This is a genomic window from Hahella sp. NS-SX17, from assembly GCF_057367735.1.
Genome location: NZ_CM170632.1, coordinates 4,301,224 through 4,315,548, shown reverse-complemented (window position 1 = coordinate 4,315,548; position 14,325 = coordinate 4,301,224). Strand labels below are relative to the sequence as shown.

The following is a 14,325-nucleotide window of genomic DNA, read 5'->3' as shown; positions in this document are numbered from 1 at the left end:
GTCCACTTACTGCAGGTACATAACAGGAAGCTATATACCTGCAGGTGAGTCATCAGGTTTTACTGGAAGCTCGCTGTCTTGCTGTCAGAGCGCCAGCGCTTCGTCGCAGCACATCGCCCGCCAGAAATAATAAAGCGGCGACACAGACGATTGTTGGGCCTGTTGGGGTGTCCAAAACAAATGCGGCCCGGAGTCCCCCTATGCTCGCGAGGCCGCCGATAAACGCGGCCATGACCGCCATTGTCTCCGGGGTGCGACTGAAATGCCTGGCCGTCGCCGCCGGCGTGATAAGCATGGCGGCTATCAGCAATACACCAACGACTTTGATCGCAACAGCGACGACAGTGGCGAGCGCAAGGGTGAGAATCATTTGTTCCCGTTTGGGATTGAATCCGCTGGCGAGGGCCAGATCCGGGTTAAGCGTGGAAAGCAGCAAGCCTGACCAGCGTAGGGAAACCAAAGTAATAACGGCGATAGCGCCCACCCAAATCAGCGTTAAGTCGGTTTTGCCGACGGCCAGTATGTCGCCGAAAAGATAAGACATGAGGTCGATTCTGACGCCTGACAAAAAAGAAACGGCGACCAGACCAAAAGCCAGGGAGGCATGAGCCATGACGCCCAGCAGCGTATCCATGGCGAAGCTTTTCCCGCTGAGCGCCGATACCGTTATCGCCATCAATAATGAAACCATTAGAACGCCAGGGAAAACGGGCAGGGATAGCGTCAACGACAGAGCCACGCCCAACACCGCTGCGTGCGCCGTGGCGTCGCCAAAATACGCCATCCGTCGCCAGACGATAAAACAGCCCAATGGTCCGGCCGCTATCGCCACCCCCAGGCTCGCCAACGTCGCTCTTACTAGAAAATCATCCAGCACGGCTAAGACTCCCAAGATGACTGTGCTCTCGACCGTGGGAATGAAGGGTGATCGCCCCCTCTTCATTGTTATCTATACCGAACAGCGCGAGATACTCCGGAGAGCGGCTGACGATGTCCGGTTTGCCTTCGCAACAGATATGACCGTTGAGGCAAATGACCCTGTCAGTCTTTCGCATTACCAAGTGGAGGTCATGACTGACCATGATAATGGCGCAGCCTAATGCGTTCCTCACTGAGGTAATTTGACGATAGAAATCCGCCACGCCCTTTGGGTCCAGCCCCTGTGTCGCTTCATCCAGCAGCAAGAGGCGGGGACGACCCAGTAGCGCTCTGGCGAGCAATACCCGCTGCAACTGCCCGCCGGACAGAGACATGATTTGCTGTTTTTCCAAACCAGGAACACCAGCCTGAGAGAGGGCGGCATCTATATCAGACGCAGTCCCGAGCTTGGGCAGGCTCATGAAACGTCGCACCGTCATCGGCAGGGTGGCGTCGATATGGAGCGTCTGCGGCGCGTATCCCAATGTAAGTCCAGGAGCTCTGATCAGTCGACCTGAGCGGGGCGCCAGCGCGCCGATCATGGCTCGCAGTAATGTAGTTTTACCTGAACCGTTGGGGCCTATGATCGTGACAATTTCACCCGGCTCAACCCCCATCGAGATGTTTCTCAGTATGGTTCGTTCGCCCAGTTGAATCGTTAGTGAGGCGCAACCAATCAGCATTTAAAAACTCCAGGTTATCAGGCGAATACGATTATCCGCTGTTTGTCATTTGTGGTTTGCCGTGTCAGTAAGCGGCCGACAAAAGCAAAGAACCATTGATCGAAGCCGTCTTTTAAAATACGATATGTTATATCATAACAATTCTTATTCCTATCCCGCTCACGGCGGATTCCGGGAACGAACCTTGGCGCACAGGAGCCTTTGCATGCGTAAATTCTTTGTAGTCAGCGCAATGACGTTGCTTGTCTTCCCATTCTGGACTTTCGCCGCGCCGCCTAAGGTGGCGGTGGATATTGCGCCGCTGCACTCTCTCGTGACTCAGGTGATGAAAGGCGTGGCTACGCCTACATTACTGATTCAATCCGGCGCGTCGCCTCATCAGTACTCGATGCGTCCTTCCGAAGCTAAAGCCTTATCGGAGGCGGATCTGGTTTTCTGGGTCAGCGAAGGGCTGACCCCCTGGTTGGAAAAATCCCTGGATAGCATCGGCGGTTCTGCGAGACAAATCGAAATGCTGGAATTGGCGGGAACAGCAAGATATGAGTATCGCGAAGGGGCGACCTTTGAGGCGGATGCACATCATGATGGACGCTCTGACGATGAACACGAAGAACAAGCCGGTCATCACGGCCATGAGGGCTATGACCCCCATGCCTGGCTGGACCCTGTTAACGCCAGAGAATGGGTGAAGCACATCGCCGGCGCCTTGTCGGAACAGGACCCGGAAAACGCGGTTGTCTATCAGCGCAACGCCATCTCAGCTGTGGCGAAACTCAATGACCTGATGGTCGCCATCGAACGGAAGGCGGAGAAGCTTAAAGGAATTAAGTTCATCGTCTTTCACGATGCTTACCAATACTTTGAACGACGGTTTGGGCTGGAAGCGTCGGGCGCCATTTCATTGGGAGACGCATCCGATCCCAGTCCGGCGCGTATCGCGGAAATAAGAGACGCCGTCGCGCAGTGGGGAGTGACCTGCGCCTTTACGGAACCGCAGTATAACTCGGATCTGGTGTATGCCGTTTTTGAGAAAACCTCAATCCAAACGATTGGCGTCATGGACCCGTTAGGCGCCTCTTTCCATACCGGGGAAGGCCACTACGCCGCATTGCTGAATTCCATGATCGCCAGCCTGAGCGAATGTAGAACCTAATCGGTTTACCAACAACGACAGGCCTTGTTTCCTGGGGCCTGTCGCCGTGCTATTGCGCAGGATAATTTGCATTTAAAGATACGATGTATCACATCTAAAAAGCCAAAAAACATTCGGACAATTAAGAGGAAAAGCCACCATGAAACACTTTCATCTGATCACTCCCGCAAGGAGGAAGCCCGTTCTCTCCGGTACGCTATTGGTTTTGTCATCGCTACTCAGCGCTTGTGGCGGGGGAGGGTCGAGCAGTGATGGTGAGCACACGGACACGGATATCGACGCCGCCGGGCGACTGGCTATCTATGATGCCGACGCTCAAGCCCTGAAAGTATTGGACCTGGAGGATGGCTCTACGCTTGAAAGCTTTGCCTTAAGCGGCTCTGCGCCAAGACTTTATCCGCTGCCGGGAGATCGTTACACCGCTGTTCTGCAGCGCGACGATAATAAGGTGTCCTTTATTGATGGCGGGCTGTATACCGAAGACCACGGCGATCATATGCACGACTACGCGGAAGCGCCCCGCTTGCTCGACTTCACCCTGAGCGGAGTCAGGCCTACCCATTACGTCATGGGAGATTCCAGCGCGATTGTGTTCAATGACGGCGATGATATGAATGTCGCCAGCGTCACCGCCTTCTCTGGCTCCAGTGTCGCTGCGGAAGAGGTGCTGCTTGAGCTTAACCGGGAAAATAACATGCACGGCGTGGCGAAGCTCATCAATGGTCATTTGTTTGTGACCTATCGTGACTCCGGCATTACCGACACAACGTTGCCGGCCGAAGTCGAACGTTACTCAATCGCTGATGGTATGGCCACGTTTGAAGAGCGTTACGATACTCAGTGTCCTCGTCTGCATGGCGCAGGTTACAACCAGGATGTGCTGATTTTCGGATGCGCCGACGGCCTTCTCGCGATTGATCTGCATAATGCCGACTATCCCGCGACCAAATATGGAAACCCCGAATCCCTGGCTGACGGCAGCCGAATCGGAACGGTCTATGGACATAAAGAGGTTGCGACGCTGGTGACCAGCGCAGGTTCGCAACTGTTCGCCACAGTGATCGAAAATGGCGCGGTGAGCTATCAGGAACTGACGTTGGATGAAGGCGTCAGCGGGCTGAGTCAGAACTTTACTCCAGACGGCGAGTTCTTCTGGGTGCTCGGCGATAACGAAAAACTGTATCTATGGGAGACGGAAGGCGACTGGGGCGTTGCGACGTCTTTCTCTGTCTCCAGCACCAACATCGAGTCGGCATATGTCGCTTCCTCCACGGTCAATCACATGCTCTACGTTCTGGATGTGGAGAACCGACGCATTGTTGAAGTGGACTATGAAGCAGGGCTTTCGGGACGGACTTTCGCTCTCGACTTTACCCCTTCCGGTTTGAGCTGGATGGGTTTGGCTGGCCATGAAGATAATGAAGACCATAGCCATGACTAATCCGCTCGACTTTAATAAGAAACGATTAATCGGCCGCTCCGTTGCGCCATGCGGGTTTGTTTATCTGGCGATTTCGGTTTGTCTCGGCTCCGCCAATCTGCAAGCCAAGGAGCTGAACCCGGATATCAGCGTCGTGCTTGATGGCATGTACATTGATAATCCCTTAGCTCTGGGTCATGGAGGGCCTGGTTTCGCGCTCGGACACAACGAGCTTTCTCTAGGCGCGCCGATTGATGATCTGTTCATCGGGCGTCTGACGACGGTCATTGAAAGTCATGACGGCGAGACCGAACTGGAGTTGGAAGAGGCCTATCTTCGGACTACGGGGCTGGGTTATGGACTTAACGTCAAGGCCGGTCGTTTCCTTTCCGCAATCGGCTACCTTAACAGCCAGCATACTCACAGCGATAAATTCTCCACTCGCCCCGCCGTATACCGGTCACTGCTTGGAAGCCATTATTTTGATGACGGTCTGCAGCTGAACCTGACGTTGCCGACGGATCTCTATTGGCGAGTCACTGCGGAAGCGCTGCAGGGGGACGCCATCTCGGATGTGGAAAGTGGCGTTGGCCTGTATACCCTCAGCACCAAACTCGGGGGCGACCTGTCGGCGTCCCAGAGCTGGCAGGCGGGATTGTCGTATATGAAGAACCGCTCCCCGGCTATCCAGGAAGAGGAGCATGACCATGCCCACGATGAAGGGCATGATCATGCTGGTCATAGCCATGGTCTGAGCTATTACGGCGGCGATCTTTATGCGGCGGATCTGGTCTGGAAGTGGGCGCCGCAGGGAAACAACCGGCAACAGCAAGTTGAACTCAGCGCCGAGTACTTCTATGTCGACGAACTCAATGACTTCGCTGATGAGGATGACTTTCACGAAGGCTGGTATGTTGCGGCGGCCTGGCGATTTGCGCCGCAATGGTCAACCGGTGTGCGCTATGGCGAAGTGGACCTGCGCCAGCCTCATGGCGATCACTTTCACAGTCAGTCCCTGCGGGAGAGCGATGTGATGCTTTCTTATTCACACTCGCACTTCTCAACGATTCGACTGCAGTACACGCGCCAGACCGGGGAGGGCTTCAGCGATATAGACAGCGCCATCCTGCTTCAGTATGTGATGAGTTTCGGGGAGCATGGCGCGCATGAGTTCTAGGCTTCTCACTGTCATATTGCTCGCATGTTCGTTCGGCGCGCGGGCGGAGTTCCGCGTTTTCGCCTGTGAGCCGGAGTGGGCGGACCTGACGCGCGCGCTGGTTCCAGACGCCAGAATCACGGTGGCGACAAGCGCCTGGCAAGATCCCCATTACATTGAGCCGCGGCCCAGCCTGATCGCCGCTATGCGTAACAGCGATCTGGCGGTCTGCACAGGGGCGTCGCTGGAGACGGGCTGGCTGCCGGTATTGATTCAGCGGGCGGCGAATCATAACATCGCAGAAAATCGCCAAGGGCTTTTTTACGCCGCATCGCATGCGCATTTACACCAGCCGCATGATCATATCGATCGCAGCATGGGAGATGTACATCCGGAAGGGAACCCTCATTTCCACCTGAATCCCCATGCGGCGCCTGAGATTATGGAAAGGCTGGCTCATCGCATTGAGCAAGTTGCGCCCGCTGAGGACACGAAGGTTATGCGTGCGCTGCATACAAGGTGGAAGATGCGCTGGAAGCAGTCGCAAGAACAATGGCGAGCGCTGGCGGATGATCTTAAAGGCATGAAGGTTGTTGTGCAGCATTCCGGGTTTGACTACCTGTTGCGCTATGCAGGGATAGAGGCCGTGCTTGATCTGGAGCCCAAACCGGGTCTGCCGCCGACGCCTTCGCATTTGAATCAGGTGTTGAACGATCCCCGTTTGCAAGAAGCCAGCGTCATTCTGATCAGCCCCTACCAGGATCCACAACCAGCTCAATGGCTGGCGGAAAGGACCGGGCTCAAGGTGCTGATCTTGCCGACTACGCTGACGGACGATGAGACGACGGACACTTTGCCGGAGCTTATTACTCACTTGCTGACCAGTCTGTCGAGATTCTCTCCAACGTCGACCAGGGTTTCTGATTCAGATGAACCCTGAGTGGATGTGGATCTGGACGCCAGTGTGCGCCAGCGTTTTGCTCTCCTTAATGCTTGCGCCGCTGGGCGATAAGGTCCTGCAACGCGGCGTCGTGTTTGCGGATATCGCCATAGCGCAGTGGGCGGCGCTGGGTGTTCTGGTGGGCGGGCGGTTTGCGTGGAGTCGCGAGTGGGGCGGCTCACTCGCCGGCTTCTCTGGAAGCGGACTTGTTTTCGCCTTATTGGCGTCCGGCGTCGTACATCTGATTGTGCAGCGCGGAGCCGCCTATCGGGAAGCCATGATTGGCGTCTTGTACGTGGTGGGCGCCAGCCTTGCGACCATCAGCGTCAGTCATGACCCCCATGGCGCTCAGGCGCTGGCTGCGACGCTGAATGGCGACCTGTTGTGGTCGCTACCGTCGCAGCTTTATGTTCTTGCCCCTGTCGCGTTGTTAGTCGTGGGGTGGCTTCGTTTTTCATCTGAATGGCGACAACGGCTGTTTTTACCTTTGTTCGCCCTGGCTGTTACGGTTTCCGTGGAAGTTGCGGGGGTCTATGTTGTGTTTGCGACACTGATAACGACGCCCTTGCTTTTGTGTCGCATAGGGGGGAGGGGAGTTATTTCCGCCGTTATTGCCTGTATTGCGGGGCATGTTACGGGGCTGATAATGGCCGCCTGGGGCGACTTCCCGGTAGGAGCCTCGGTTGTGTTATGCAATCTGGTTGTTGGCGTTTTAGCGCTGCTGCTGGTGCGGCGCTTTTTTAAAGCCAGGGATGGTCGGCGTTGATTCTAACGCTGGCCTTGATCAGGCTCCAGCGGATAAACGCCCAAAACACGGTCAGGAAGACTGCCCCAGACAGTTGTCACAGATGCAGTTTATTTCCAGCTGCGGGCTGATCATATGGAAGCCCGCAAGCTTCAGGCTTGCTTTCAACTCAGAAGCCGTCGATTGGCTGATGCTGATTTCTTTCACTTTTTGGCATTGGCTGCATATCAAAAACTGAGGGGCTTCATGGGCGTGGTCGCAGGCTATGTGAGAACAGGCGACGTATTTGTTGGCCAGATTCAGTTTATGCGCCAGCCCCTCTTCCTGCAGGAAGTCCAGAATTCTGTAAACGGACATCGCGGGCATGCTTTCGCCGTATTCGGACTTGCAGAAGTCCACCAGTTCGTAAGCGGACAAGGCTTTCTGAGACGCAAGTAACCCGGAAAGCACCTGCTTTCTCTTAGTGGTGAATCGCACGCCATGGTCCCGACAATGCCTTTCAGCATGCTCAAGGATGGTTTGAATCTGTTGCACGGCCTTACCTTTGGTCAGAAGTTTGATGACGGATGCCCGACGATTAACAATTAGCAGCCCATGGTAACCTAAAGTCGCATCTTTTTGATTGAAGATTCATGCGCCTGATTATTAACATACCGATATCATTGCCGTCTGAATTATTTCGCTGTGGGCGCAGTCTGTGAACTCTATGAATATCGAACAAGCCTTGAACGCCTTCTACAAAGAAAGCGGTTTTGAACTCGAAACCGGTAAACGGCCGGCTTTTGTTGAAGTCTTCGTGGGCTGTCTGCTGATTCCTTTGCCGAATGTAGAGACGCGTCGCAAGTACATCAAGTATCACGATCTGCATCATGTGATGACCGGCTATGATGCTTCGCAAGTCGGCGAAGGCGAGGTCAGTGCCTGGGAGTTAGGGACGGGCAGCATGCTGCATCCCATTCTGATGTTCATGAACCTGATCGCTATTTCCACCGCCTTGGCGGTCAGTCCGCGACGGGTGTTCAAGGCGTATCTGCTGGGTTGTAAAAGCCGCAATCTGTATTGCCCCAAAGTGCGTCGCCGCATTGATAACGGCGAGCTGAACGACATCGCGCAACTGCGCAGCGAGTTTGTTAACTGCCGCTGCAGCGATGGCTGGATCGCGTTGAAGATGATTCCTTTTGTCCTGTATGCGCTTCTCTCTATTATCATTCACCTGATCCTCGTGATCCCCGCTTTGCTATACAAAAAAGTCTGGGGCAAACTTTTCAGCGCCAGACTGGTGAAGCTGGTGAAAGTACGCAGTTAGCTTGCTGATCGGTTACTGACAACACAGAGAAGAATAACAATGGAAGACCTTAACTTTACTTATATTGTCAAAGACAACGAAGTCACTATCTATCATCACGGCAGGAAAGCCACGACCCTGCGTGGCGACAAAGCCCGCCAATTCGCCGAAGAAGCCGACAGCGCCTCATTCGGAGGCATGCAGCAACTGATGGCCAGACTCACCGGAAACTACAAACGCGGCAATGAGAAACACGCGAAGAAAATTCGGCGGGAAAAGTATGGTTATTAAACTGGCGCTAAACGGTTTCTGAAAAAAGGTAGATAAATGTCCGGTAAAAAAGACAGCAGTGGTGAAAGAGAGCGTTGTCCTGTTCATGGTCGCGGCCGACGTTTGTCTCGGGACAATATTTCCGAGATTCGACGGACGATCGATATCGCCAACTCGCAAGCCCGCAGAAAAGGCAAGACGCCCCAAAAGCCCAAGATCGTTATGTTCAGCTGCGCGTGCAATTGCTTCGCAGTTATTGTTGATTGAGCCTTTGAGTAGGCTCAATGCTGATTAGGAGGTTATTTCGCTGATTTCATAAGAAAAACTTAGCCCCGGGCAAGTGGAACCCGGGAGCTGAGGGTTATTCCGAAGGATTAGCTTGTTTTATCTGCTTTGCTTCTTCAAACCGCTTTTGATACTCAGGAGATAGCTTGACGCTCACAAAAGACATGAACTCGTCTATCGACTCCCTGGCGATCTCAGCAATATTATGTGAAGGGTTATTAAACTCTCTGTTTAATGCGTCTGGACTAAGTATTATAGCTATCTCGTGATCGTCAGATATAGGAATATGGTATTCGATTTCATAAGGTTGCTGAGGATGGCTCGCCGTAGGCGACTGGCTTCTTCTGGGGCTCTCAGCCTTGTCATCGTTTTCAGACATTATTCGAAATATCTGATTTGCCCTTGTGAAGCTCCTGCTTCTATAGAATTTTGCTAAATTATATAGAAGCTACAGTTGTTCAGGCTAAAGCGTGAAAAAAACGAGATATACAGACGCATCAAGCAAGCCTTGGCGGTTACACCCCAAAATCAGTACACCGTCGCACTTCATCTGATTAAGTTTGCCGAAGCGCTGAGAGAACATTGAGGGGCTGCGAAGCAGCTTCGGCATGGAATTTAGCAGAATGCGTAGCCTGACACTGCTCCTGAAAGCCGTGGATTTCAACTCTCAAATGCTGTGATGCTCTTATTTAAGAGACTTCGTTGTATTTTGTTATATGATTAAAAGGGCAAAGACTACTAAAAAGATATCGACATGATAAAAGACTTTAAAGCTATTGACGAGCTAACACCTACAGACTTCGAGATTTTTGTTAGAGACTTGTTCGTTGCATCTGGTTGGTCAGATGCTGAAATCACAAGAGCCGGTAGAGAATTCAAGCATGGTGATGGCGGTGTAGATATCTTTGCTTACAAGGGAAAGCGGAAATTTGCTATTGAAGTTAAACAACGAAGCTTGAGCGCTACTGTAGATGTAAAAGCCTTAAATCAACTTGTTACTGGTGCCTCGTTAGCAAATGTATCTAACAAGGTGTTGGTTACCAACTCATACTTCACTTCGGAAGTTAAAGCTCGAGCGTTGCGGCTAGGTGTGGAGCTCATTGATCGAGATGAGTTGCAGAACCTTTGGGTGATTAAGCACTCAGAGATTGGTAGGGATATTAAACCAAGGAAGTATCAACAAGATGTTATAGATGAAGCTTTATCAAAATATAGCGCAGGGACAACGAAGCTCTTGATTGAAATGGCTACAGGTCTAGGGAAAACCTACACTGTTGCGCATCTTCTAAAGAGATTAATTCAAGGGGAAAGTAAACGACAAAAAGTTCTCTTCCTAGCTCATCAAGTGGAGATATTGCTTCAATCGGTTACTGCCTTTAAAAACGTATTGGGTATTGGAAATTATAGCTTTTCAGCCTGCTTTTCTGGAACGAGGCCTGAGGATACAGATTTTGTGTTTGCATCATTTGATACGTTATATGGGCAGTTAAGTGAACTTTCCAATAATTCATATGATTTTATTATTGTTGATGAGGCGCACCACACAGCAGCAAGAACTTACTCTGAAGTTGTCTCTCTATTTAAACCTAAACTTTTAGTTGGCTTAACAGCGACGCCATATCGTGCGGACAATAAGGATGTAATCTCCTTTTTCGGAGGTGCAGATGGGCATATTGGAAAATTTGACTTGGTTTGGGCATTAAAGCATAAAAAACTTGCATTTCCAAAATATCTCGTCCTTCTTGATGACCTTGATCAAGAAAAAATTAACCAATTAGAAAGTGGGCTATCAATTTCTGATTTGGATAAAAAGCTATTCTTGCATAAAAAAGATCAGGAAGTTGTTCGTATTATCCAAAAAACTGTTGACGAGCAGGGAATACAAAAAGTTAAGGGAATAGTATTTTGCAGAAATATCCGACATATGAATCACCTGATAGGTTTTTTTCAACTTGGATCGGCAACACTGGTACATTCGAAGATGCAAGATCAGGAAAGAAGAGAGAATATCAGAAGTTTTAGAGAAGGAGATGTTAAGTATATATTGGTATGTGATTTATTTAATGAAGGTATTGATATTCCAGAAACTAACTTGCTTATTTTTATGAGGTATACCGGCTCCAGGACCATTTGGCTTCAACAACTAGGACGTGGATTAAGAAAAACTCCTAATAAAGACTATGTTCATGTATTAGATTTTGTTGGATCTCTAGAAAGGCTTAATGAAGTTAAAGAGCTTTCCAAGACTATTGATAGATTACCCGTTGATAGAGAAAGCCTCATTGAAGATATGGATGAGGCAGAAGCCAATACGGTTTTCCATGATGGATCGTTGGATGTCAAATATAGTGAAGAGGCAGCAAAAGTTCTCGAGTTGATTGAAAATATGAAGCTGGTACTCAATAGTCGTGAATTGTTATTAGAGAAGTTGCGGCGATACAGAGAGTTAAATGACTCAATTCCAGATATTTCGAATGTGGAGACTGCTCTGGAAGGAGTAGGCACGGATCAAATAGCTACTCATTTTGGTTCTTACTATAGCTATCTGACTGCTGCATTTGATGATGAGTTTGACAAGCAAGCAATGATTTTGAAGTTGACTCAATATGTAAGTAAATTTTATGAAGAGCATAAAATAATACCTAGTTTTAGGGCGATTTCAGTTCATTTTACATTGAATAGTCTAAATGAGTTTGTTGAGAGAGATATAAAGACATTGATCCCTGATATAGAGGGAATTGTTCGAGAAACCATTCCGTTAATCTCTATCGATAGCAAAGATAATGGCTCAAACTCTGAAATTGAAGTGCCTTGTTTGATAATAGAAAAGTTCAAAAAAACGATAACATCTCGTGCAGACTTAAAGAAGCTATCGGACACTGAAAGAGATGAAATAATTAAAAAATATCGATCAATTTCTATATTTTTGAAAAAACTAAAGGATTCTCAGTGAAATGGAGCTTGTTAATCTGCATATTCAGAATCTCAAGTTGGAATACGCTGCAAAAAAGCTAATTAAATCCATTGTATTTGAAAATGAAGAAAAAATGCTAGGGAAAGAAGATTTGTGGGAGATGATAGAAGATATGAGCATGGATGATTTCATGCTGTTAAAAAGAAACGTTTACTTTGCTGACTTGCTTAGGTTGTTTAGAGTGGAACTACTGCCTAACGAAGAGGCCTGTAATGATGCCCCTGTGAATGCTAGCTGCCTGGAAACTGACCGTGTGGCTGATAGTAGTTATAATATGAATGAATCCGAAGTCGAAGGCGAATACAATTCGGATTTTGAGCTAATACGGCTTCCGTCTCTGTCGACAAGACTTGATGAATTAGTGTTACCCAATAGATTTTCGAAACTAGTTAAAAGGTTAAGAAATATTAGCTTGTCTCATACATCCTTTTGTCTAGGCGAAACCTTGGGGGATCTTGTAGATTTAAATGTTTTTGATGTGGCGTGTCTTCCTGGTGTTGGATCATCTTATGTTGATATTTTTCAAGAGCTTAAATTGTTAGTCAGCACTACGTCGGATGTCGACATTGAGCTTGATAAAGCTTTGTCTTCTGATATTAAAATTGATTTCGCCAAAGTAGATACCAGTAATATGAGGCTAAGCTTAGGGGGGGTAGACTCCAAATTTACTAAAGCGTTAGAAAAGTACGCACGTCATATTTGCGCTGAGAATCTAGCAGAAAGTTTGGATGATGTTCTTAAGTTTGATAGGAACGTGTTGCTTTCGTTGCCAGGTTTTGGTGCGAAATTAGTAGATAGTTTGATTGATTTTCGAGAAGTGGTTAAAAAGGAAGTTGAGTTAGTTTTAACAGGAAAGGTTGACTATCAAGATCTTGAGTCCTCGTTAATTGTACCAAAAAAACTTAATAAAATACCGCTCGAAAAGATAGAAGAGGTTTTGTTAGAGGATATTGATAAATACTTTGACAGGATTGAAGAGGATGAAGCCGAAATTGCTCAAAAACGCTGGGGATTTGTAGAAAAAAAGCAAACTTTAGAAGAAATTGCCTCTAACTTTAATGTCACAAGAGAAAGGATTCGTCAAAAAGAATCCAAGATAAACAATGGTTTTGTTCAGCATCTGCGTATTAGTTCGGAGGCCATGTGGCAGCTTATTGAACCTGAGTTATCCCAGAATTTTAGTGATAAGTTCAAAGATATTTTTTCATGTTTTGCAACTGAAAAGGATTTTTATGATTTTTTAGGTTTTGTTTGTGGAAAGAGCAACCTTTATGAATATGTGTACCCTGAATTAGATAAATCTATATTGAATATCTTTTTTGCGGAAAATGGTGCGCCAATTCATATTGATGATATTAGGGAGTACATTTCCCAACTCAGCCTTGTCGAGATTGGAACTATTGATAATGCTATTCAATACTTGGCACAACGTGGCGCCTTACTTATCGAGGGTGAGAATGTTTGGCCAAGACAGCTTGGGAAAGCTGAAGCCAGTGCGTGTGTTTTATTTAATCATGAAAGAGGTCTTCCCTGGTTCGATGTCGCTAAGTTAGTAAATGGTAACGGCTATTCTAGAACCACCATTTACGAGGATCGTTTGGATAGTGAGGCCTTTAAACTGCCGGATCACATATACTTGTCTGGAAAGGGGGTATATAAGCACACAAGGTTTATTGAGGCAGAATCAATATCTCTAGATGATGTGTTTATCGAACTAATGGAGTATGCTGAGTCAGATCATAGAGACGTTTTTCATTTGATGGAATGCTATCGAGCTTCCAAAAATTTACAAGCACATGACTATTTTGTGATTAGGCATTTTGTAAAGCATTTTGGCGAGGATTATGGCTTTTACTTTGATGGTCGTTCGCAATCCGATTCTGTAGGGTTGGAAAAGGGTTTTAAAAATATCACACAAAAAGATGTAATCATTGAAGCGATGAATCGAAGTGAGAAACCTCTAACAAAAGCGGCTATTGCCAACTTACTTAAAAGCAAAAGCAGTAATCACGCGGCTTTTTATCTAGATGTTTTGATTGACGAAGGAAAAGTTGTTCAAGTGGATAGAATGCTCTACACCACGCCTAGTATAGCATATAGAAGCATTTTAATAGACGAGTATGTGTCTGCGATCGGTGAAGTATTGCTCTGGCACGAAAGACCCGTAGAACCGTCTATCTTAAAAGAAGAGCTTAATAGACGATTTTCACAAAGCTATTCAAAGTATTTTTATGCATCCATTGCACGCCTTTATGCCAGGGGGAAAGGGTGGTACAGGAAGCATAGCTTATATTCTATTAATGAAATCCCATTTAAAAATTTAAAGTCAGCAATACAGTGTGTGTGCCGTTTAGACTTGCCGGTAAATGAGAATATTGAGCTACTTCAAGAGCATATTGCCATTACAAGAGAGTCTGCTACCATTGCGCTCGCTAATTGGCGAAATTCGCCTGAGACCCTGGATTAAAATTAGTTACTATATTAATTCTCTCATAC

At 48.2% G+C, this 14,325-nt stretch carries 13 protein-coding genes; 9 read left to right on the top strand and 4 right to left on the bottom strand.

The genetic code is table 11. The features are described from left to right. Nucleotides 1–52 precede the first annotated feature (52 nt). Nucleotides 53–877, bottom strand: coding sequence for a metal ABC transporter permease (locus AC2IBB_RS18985; protein ID WP_486328327.1), 825 nt, complete (start codon nucleotides 875–877; stop codon nucleotides 53–55). After that, on the bottom strand, nucleotides 867–1,601 hold the full coding sequence (locus AC2IBB_RS18980; RefSeq protein WP_486328326.1) for an ATP-binding cassette domain-containing protein: 735 nt from the start codon (nucleotides 1,599–1,601) through the stop codon (nucleotides 867–869). Before AC2IBB_RS18980 ends, AC2IBB_RS18985 begins: the two co-directional genes overlap by 11 nt. A 205-nt stretch (nucleotides 1,602–1,806) precedes the next feature. Here AC2IBB_RS18980 and AC2IBB_RS18975 point away from each other — a divergent pair, with 205 nt between their 5' ends. From AC2IBB_RS18975 to AC2IBB_RS18955, 5 genes are all read left to right on the top strand, one after another. Then, a complete protein-coding gene (locus AC2IBB_RS18975) occupies nucleotides 1,807–2,754 on the top strand; it encodes a zinc ABC transporter substrate-binding protein (RefSeq protein ID WP_486328325.1) in 948 nt (315 codons plus the stop codon). A 139-nt stretch (nucleotides 2,755–2,893) separates the two neighbouring features. Beyond that, nucleotides 2,894–4,195 carry a hypothetical protein gene (locus AC2IBB_RS18970; protein WP_486328324.1) on the top strand — a complete coding sequence of 434 codons (1,302 nt, stop codon included), beginning with the start codon at nucleotides 2,894–2,896 and terminating at the stop codon, nucleotides 4,193–4,195. Next, nucleotides 4,188–5,351: a hypothetical protein gene (locus AC2IBB_RS18965; RefSeq protein ID WP_486328323.1), complete on the top strand. Its 1,164-nt coding sequence runs from the start codon at nucleotides 4,188–4,190 to the stop codon at nucleotides 5,349–5,351. Before AC2IBB_RS18970 ends, AC2IBB_RS18965 begins: the two co-directional genes overlap by 8 nt. After that, the gene (locus AC2IBB_RS18960) at nucleotides 5,341–6,270 is read left to right on the top strand and encodes a metal ABC transporter substrate-binding protein (RefSeq protein ID WP_486328322.1); all 930 of its coding nucleotides are present in this window, start codon (nucleotides 5,341–5,343) and stop codon (nucleotides 6,268–6,270) included. The genes AC2IBB_RS18965 and AC2IBB_RS18960 overlap by 11 nt, the downstream gene beginning before the upstream one ends. Continuing rightward, nucleotides 6,260–7,036, top strand: coding sequence for a metal ABC transporter permease (locus AC2IBB_RS18955; protein ID WP_486328321.1), 777 nt, complete (start codon nucleotides 6,260–6,262; stop codon nucleotides 7,034–7,036). The genes AC2IBB_RS18960 and AC2IBB_RS18955 overlap by 11 nt, the downstream gene beginning before the upstream one ends. A gap of 51 nt (nucleotides 7,037–7,087) precedes the next feature. Here AC2IBB_RS18955 and AC2IBB_RS18950 read toward each other — a convergent pair whose 3' ends face one another. Continuing rightward, the gene (locus tag AC2IBB_RS18950) at nucleotides 7,088–7,549 is read right to left on the bottom strand and encodes a Fur family transcriptional regulator (protein WP_486328320.1); all 462 of its coding nucleotides are present in this window, start codon (nucleotides 7,547–7,549) and stop codon (nucleotides 7,088–7,090) included. A gap of 172 nt (nucleotides 7,550–7,721) precedes the next feature. Here AC2IBB_RS18950 and AC2IBB_RS18945 point away from each other — a divergent pair, with 172 nt between their 5' ends. Then, a complete protein-coding gene (locus tag AC2IBB_RS18945) occupies nucleotides 7,722–8,321 on the top strand; it encodes a hypothetical protein (protein WP_486328319.1) in 600 nt (199 codons plus the stop codon). 39 nt (nucleotides 8,322–8,360) lie between these two features. Next, nucleotides 8,361–8,591, top strand: a complete 231-nt coding sequence (locus tag AC2IBB_RS18940) for a hypothetical protein (RefSeq protein ID WP_486328318.1) — start codon at nucleotides 8,361–8,363, stop codon at nucleotides 8,589–8,591. 340 nt (nucleotides 8,592–8,931) lie between these two features. Here the strand turns inward: AC2IBB_RS18940 and AC2IBB_RS18935 are convergent, their stop codons facing one another. Then, nucleotides 8,932–9,234, bottom strand: a complete 303-nt coding sequence (locus AC2IBB_RS18935) for a hypothetical protein (protein ID WP_486328317.1) — start codon at nucleotides 9,232–9,234, stop codon at nucleotides 8,932–8,934. 375 nt (nucleotides 9,235–9,609) lie between these two features. On the opposite strand from AC2IBB_RS18935, the gene AC2IBB_RS18930 reads away from it, so the two are divergent. Continuing rightward, nucleotides 9,610–11,808: a DEAD/DEAH box helicase family protein gene (locus AC2IBB_RS18930; RefSeq protein WP_486328316.1), complete on the top strand. Its 2,199-nt coding sequence runs from the start codon at nucleotides 9,610–9,612 to the stop codon at nucleotides 11,806–11,808. Nucleotide 11,809: 1 nt separating this feature from the next. Next, entirely contained in the window at nucleotides 11,810–14,296 is a 2,487-nt protein-coding gene (locus AC2IBB_RS18925; RefSeq protein WP_486328314.1) for a sigma factor-like helix-turn-helix DNA-binding protein, read from the top strand. Nucleotides 14,297–14,325: the final 29 nt, after the last annotated feature.

What these genes read in the sequence shown, in the direction of transcription:
- AC2IBB_RS18970 (WP_486328324.1), top strand. Translation starts at nt 2,894, where the DNA reads ATGAAACACTTTCATCTGATCACTCCCGCAAGGAGGAAGCCCGTTCTC.
- AC2IBB_RS18945 (WP_486328319.1), top strand. Translation starts at nt 7,722, where the DNA reads ATGAATATCGAACAAGCCTTGAACGCCTTCTACAAAGAAAGCGGTTTT.
- AC2IBB_RS18940 (WP_486328318.1), top strand. Translation starts at nt 8,361, where the DNA reads ATGGAAGACCTTAACTTTACTTATATTGTCAAAGACAACGAAGTCACT.
- AC2IBB_RS18960 (WP_486328322.1), top strand. Translation starts at nt 5,341, where the DNA reads ATGAGTTCTAGGCTTCTCACTGTCATATTGCTCGCATGTTCGTTCGGC.
- AC2IBB_RS18980 (WP_486328326.1), bottom strand. Translation starts at nt 1,601, where the DNA reads ATGCTGATTGGTTGCGCCTCACTAACGATTCAACTGGGCGAACGAACC.
- AC2IBB_RS18935 (WP_486328317.1), bottom strand. Translation starts at nt 9,234, where the DNA reads ATGTCTGAAAACGATGACAAGGCTGAGAGCCCCAGAAGAAGCCAGTCG.
- AC2IBB_RS18975 (WP_486328325.1), top strand. Translation starts at nt 1,807, where the DNA reads ATGCGTAAATTCTTTGTAGTCAGCGCAATGACGTTGCTTGTCTTCCCA.
- AC2IBB_RS18930 (WP_486328316.1), top strand. Translation starts at nt 9,610, where the DNA reads ATGATAAAAGACTTTAAAGCTATTGACGAGCTAACACCTACAGACTTC.
- AC2IBB_RS18925 (WP_486328314.1), top strand. Translation starts at nt 11,810, where the DNA reads ATGGAGCTTGTTAATCTGCATATTCAGAATCTCAAGTTGGAATACGCT.
- AC2IBB_RS18965 (WP_486328323.1), top strand. Translation starts at nt 4,188, where the DNA reads ATGACTAATCCGCTCGACTTTAATAAGAAACGATTAATCGGCCGCTCC.
- AC2IBB_RS18955 (WP_486328321.1), top strand. Translation starts at nt 6,260, where the DNA reads ATGAACCCTGAGTGGATGTGGATCTGGACGCCAGTGTGCGCCAGCGTT.